The organism is Micromonospora deserti (genome assembly GCF_003236335.1).
GTDB classification, from domain to species: Bacteria; Actinomycetota; Actinomycetes; order Mycobacteriales; family Micromonosporaceae; genus Micromonospora; species Micromonospora deserti.
On the sequence record NZ_POUB01000383.1, the window covers coordinates 1 to 4,385 of the forward strand.

The 4,385-nt window shown below is 79.0% G+C and carries 5 protein-coding genes; 1 reads left to right on the forward strand and 4 read right to left on the reverse strand.

The window, feature by feature from the left end; genetic code table 11:
• Positions 1-58: 58 nt before the first annotated feature.
• Genes C1I99_RS29685 through C1I99_RS29695 form a run of 3 tightly spaced genes read right to left on the reverse strand, consistent with a single transcriptional unit; the run spans position 59 to position 2,126 of the window.
• A complete protein-coding gene (locus tag C1I99_RS29685) occupies positions 59-754 on the reverse strand; it encodes a methyltransferase domain-containing protein (RefSeq protein ID WP_111137490.1) in 696 nt (231 codons plus the stop codon).
• Positions 751-1,455: a TIGR04282 family arsenosugar biosynthesis glycosyltransferase gene (locus tag C1I99_RS29690; RefSeq protein WP_111137491.1), complete on the reverse strand. Its 705-nt coding sequence runs from the start codon at positions 1,453-1,455 to the stop codon at positions 751-753. The genes C1I99_RS29685 and C1I99_RS29690 overlap by 4 nt, the downstream gene beginning before the upstream one ends.
• Positions 1,452-2,126 (reverse strand): glycosyltransferase family 2 protein, encoded by a 675-nt coding sequence (locus C1I99_RS29695; RefSeq protein WP_111137492.1) that lies wholly within the window; start codon positions 2,124-2,126, stop codon positions 1,452-1,454. Before C1I99_RS29695 ends, C1I99_RS29690 begins: the two co-directional genes overlap by 4 nt.
• Positions 2,127-2,271: 145 nt before the next feature.
• On the opposite strand from C1I99_RS29695, the gene C1I99_RS29700 reads away from it, so the two are divergent.
• Positions 2,272-3,687: a hypothetical protein gene (locus C1I99_RS29700; RefSeq protein ID WP_111137493.1), complete on the forward strand. Its 1,416-nt coding sequence runs from the start codon at positions 2,272-2,274 to the stop codon at positions 3,685-3,687.
• Positions 3,688-3,737: 50 nt separating this feature from the next.
• Here the strand turns inward: C1I99_RS29700 and C1I99_RS29705 are convergent.
• Positions 3,738-4,385, reverse strand: a 648-nt coding sequence (locus C1I99_RS29705; protein WP_146604085.1) for an NAD-dependent epimerase/dehydratase family protein, incomplete at its 5' end; no start/stop codon positions are given.

A 4,385-nucleotide genomic window follows, 5' to 3' on the forward strand; every position in this document is an offset into this window, starting at 1 on the left:
CCCCTCCCCCGGCAGCGGCGGGCGGAGAAGGTCACCACGCCGGCGAACCCCGGGCCGGTCAGGGCCGGGCCGGCACGAGTTCGGCGAACCACCGCCGGTCGGCGGCGAACAGGTCGCGGACCGCCAGGCCGGCCGCGGCGGCAACCCCATGCAGCGCCGCGGTGTCCAGCCGGGCCCACCGGAACACCGGCCCGCGGCGCAGGTGCCCGTCGGACGAGCGGAAGGCGACCCGGCTGTGCCCGCGCCACAGTCCAGGGCCGGGGGCTTCGACCTCGACGAGCACCGTGCCGTCGGGGCCGATCAGGCGCCGGCAGCGGGCGAGCAGAGCCACCGGGTCACCACCGATGCCGATGTTGCCGTCCATCAGCAGCACGTGCGCCCAGCGCCCCTCCCCGGGCAGGGGGGAGAACACGTCCCGTCGGAGGGCCACCGCGCCGCGGGCCCGGGTCAGCCGCACCGCGTACGCGGAGACGTCCACCCCGACCGCGGTCAGCCCGGCCTCGGCGAGCGCCCGGGTGAGCCGGCCCGGCCCGCAGCCCAGATCCAGCGTCGGCCCGGCGCACCGGCCGACCACCGCCGCCAGGGCCGGCTCGGCCGGGGCGTGCCAGCGGCGCACCGGGAGCCGGGTCCGCCGACCGTCGGCGTGCACCAGCCAGTGCGCGACGTGCTGTGTGGCGAGCGCGGCGGCGAAGCCGTCGACGGCGGCCGGTGCGGCAGGGCCCGTCGGGCCGTCGGTGACGGCCTCGACGGTCACCGGTGCCCGCCTGGCACCAGCACGGGGCGGGTCGTGGCGACCTGCCGGGCGAAGCGGCTGCCGGGCACCGCCGCGGCCACCGCCAGCGCGTCGGCCCACTCGTCGACGTCCCGCACCACCGGCAGCGGCGCCACCCGCAGCCCCCGCCGGTCCAGCGCCGCCCAGGTGCGGCGGCCGGTCTCGGCGGTGGACATCGGCACCGTCCGCAGGACCTCGGCGTGCCGGGGGTCGCGCAACCCCAGCGCCCACCAGCCGCCGTCGGCGGCCCCGCCGAGCAGCGCGTCGGCGGCCCGACCGGGCGGCACGCCACCGGCGGCGAGACGACGCGCGGCCGCGCCGAGCAGGGCCGAAGTCAGCTGCGGGGTGTCCATGCCGATCTGCAGGACCGGCCGGCCCGGCCAGGCCGCCGCGACGTCCGCGTGGGCGTTGGCGAGCCGGTCACCGAGGTCACCACCCCGCTGCGCCAGGACGGTCCACCCGGCCACGGCGGCGCGCAGGGCGGGGCCGTCCTCCGCGTCGGCGAACCGCCCGCGCAGGGCCAGCACCGGCACCACCCCGGGGGCCGCCCGGACGGCCTCGACGGTGTCCCGCAGGGCGGCGGCGGCGATCCGGGCCGCCTGCCGCGGCGAGGCCGGCGGGCAGAGCCGCGTCTTCACCTCCCCGGCCACGGGCGCCTTGGCCATGACCAGCAGCACGGTCACCGGGCACCGCCCAGACTGCGCAGCACGCCGGCGAAGTCGCGGGTCGCCCGCAGCGTGCCGCGGACCGAGCCGGACACCTTCGACCGGGTACCGGCGGCGCGCGGGGCGTACGTGACGTCGAGCTCGCGGATCCGCCACCCGTCGGCGGCCGCGCGGATCAGCAGCTCCAGCGGGTAGCCGAAGGCCCGGTCGGTGACGCCGAGGCCGAGTAGCGCCTCGCGGCGGGCCACCCGGATCGGACTGAGGTCACGCAGGGGCACCCCGCGCTGGCGCAGCAGCGCCGCGACCAGTGCGGTGCCGGCCCGGGCGTGCCAGGGCCAGGCGCCGGCGGTGACCGGCCGGCGGCGGCCGACCGCGAGGTCCGCGACGTCGTCGGCCACCAGGGCGACCAGGGCCGGCAGTTCCGCCGGGTCGAAGGAGCCGTCGGCGTCGAGCACGCAGACCAGCTCGGCCTCGGCGGCCACCAGCCCGGCGTGCACGGCGGCCCCGTAGCCACGGCGCGGCTCGCGAACCACCCGGGCGCCGTGCCGGGCGGCGACCTCCGGCGACCCGTCCCGGGAGCCGTTGTCCACCACGATCGCCCGGTATCCGGGCGGCAGAGCGGTGAGCACGCCGGGTAGGGCGGCGGCCTCGTCCAGGCACGGCAGCACCACGTCGATCGGTGTCGGCATACCGTCGACGCTAGGGTGGCCCGCCGCCGCCGAGGGCCGGAAGCACCTTACGGATCGCTTACCGGGCGAATCAGTTCTTACCGAACGGTGACATCCGGACGTTCGGCCACCCGGCGGCCGGCACAGGCCGTACCGTGCGGTGGTCATGACGTCGAGTCCCACCGTGGCCGCCACCCCCCGCCCGACGCCGGCCCGCCGCGGCCGCGCCGACCTGATGGTGCTCGCCGTCGAGGTGGCGCTGGTGGCAGCCGCGGTGGTGGTGGGCGCACTGCTCAACGCGCGCGGAGCCGGCCTGTACGCCGACGCGGCGCCGCTCTACGCGACGTGGCGGCCGCACCTGGACTGGGGCACCCCGGCCGCGGTGCTGGTCGCGGCGGGCGTGCTGGGCTGGGGAGTCCGGTGGGCGCGCACCGCCCGGTGGGGCGTCCTGCTGGCCGGGGGCTACCTCGCCGCCGTCGCGTGGACGCTCTCGCTGGCCCTGGTGGACGGCTGGTCGGCCGGTCTCGCCCGGCGGTTGACCCCGCAGGCGGAGTACCTGCACGAGGTGCCCCGGGTCGCCGACATCCCGGCGATGCTGGCCGGGTTCACTGGCCGGATCCTCGACTTCCAGCCGGACTCGTGGTCCACGCACACCGCCGGCCACCCGCCCGGCGCCCTGCTCGTCTTCGTCTGGCTGGACCGGTTGGGGCTCGGCGGGGGCGCCGCGGCAGCGCTGGCCTGCGTCCTGGTCGGCGCGACGGTGGCCGTGTCGGTGCCGGTGACGCTGCGGGCGCTCGGCGCGGCCGAGGCGGCCCGGGCCGTGCTGCCGTTCCTGGTGCTGCTGCCCGGCGCGGTGTGGGTAGGCGCGTCGGCCGACGGGCTGTTCACCGGCGTGGTCGCCGCCGGCCTGGCACTGCTCGCGGCGGGCGGCCGCGCGAGCGCGGCGGCCGGCGGGCTGCTGCTCGGCTTCGCGCTGCACCTGTCGTACGGCTTCGTGCTGGTCGGGTTGCTGGCGGCGGCCGTGCTGGTGCTGCGGACGACGCACCGGTGGCAGGCCCTGCTCGCCGCCCTCGCCGGGGTGGCCGCGGTGGTGGCCGGGTTCACCGCGGCCGGCTTCTGGTGGTGGGACGGCTACCGGCTGGTGGTCGAGCGCTACTACCAGGGTTGGGCGGCCGAGCGCCCGTACGCCTACTGGGTGTGGGCGAACGTGGCGGCGCTGCTGCTGTCGGCCGGCCCGGCACTCGGGCCGGCGCTGCGCCGGGCGGTGGTGGCGGCGGCCGGCGCGGTGCGCGCCGCGCCGGGGACGCGGCAGGCGGGGCCGGTGGCCCGGCTGACCGCCGCGCCGGCCGTGGCGCGGGCCGCCGGGCCGGCCGTCGTGCTGGCCCTGGCCGCCGCGCTGGCGGTCGCCGGCGCGGACCTGTCCGGGCTGAGCAAGGCCGAGGTGGAACGGATCTGGCTGCCGTTCGCGGTCTGGCTGCTGGCGGCGACCGCTCTCCTGCCCCCGCGCGCCCGGCGCTGGTGGCTGGCCGGCCAGGCGGTCACCGCGCTGGCGGTCAACCATCTGCTGTGGACGGTGTCCTGACCGGGGGCCGTGCGGCCCGGCGGTCTCGCGCCGGAAACCGCGGTGGCGGGTCAGGCCGGCACGGCCGCCGGTTCGCGCAGCGGGTCGGTGGCGAAGGCGGCGATCCCGTCGGCGAAGCGGACCCGGGCGGTGTAGCCGAGCAGTTCCCGGGCCCGTCGGGGGTCGGCGACGACGTGCCGCACATCGGCCGCCCGGGCACCCCCGACGACCACCGGCGCCGGGCCGCCCATCGCCTCGGCGAGGGCGGCGGCCAGGTCACCGACGGTGTGCGGCTCGCCGGAGCAGACGTTCACCGGCACCAGCCCGTCCGGCGGCGCCGCGGTCAGCGCCAGCAGGTTCGCCCGCGCCACGTCGGTGACGTGCACGAAGTCGCGCCGCTGCCGGCCGTCCTCCAGCACCCGGGGCGGTCGCCCGGCGGCCAGCGCCGACCGGAAGATCGAGGCCACCCCGGCGTAGGGGGTGTCGCGAGGCATCCGGGGGCCGTAGACGTTGTGGTAGCGCAACGCCCAGACCGCGCCACCGGTCTGCCGGGCCCAGGCCGCCGCCAGGTGCTCCTGGGCGAGCTTGCTGGCCGCGTACGTGCTGCGCGGCTCCAGTGGGGCGTCCTCCGGTACCAGGGTCGCGGCGAGCGGGCCACCGCAGCGCGGGCAGGTCGGGTCGTACCGGCCGGCGGTCAGGTCGGCGGGGCGGCGCGGGGC

Excerpts from the sequence above, each read along its gene's own strand:
- C1I99_RS29695 (WP_111137492.1), bottom strand. The coding sequence starts at position 2,126 with ATGCCGACACCGATCGACGTGGTGCTGCCGTGCCTGGACGAGGCCGCC.
- C1I99_RS29700 (WP_111137493.1), top strand. The coding sequence starts at position 2,272 with ATGACGTCGAGTCCCACCGTGGCCGCCACCCCCCGCCCGACGCCGGCC.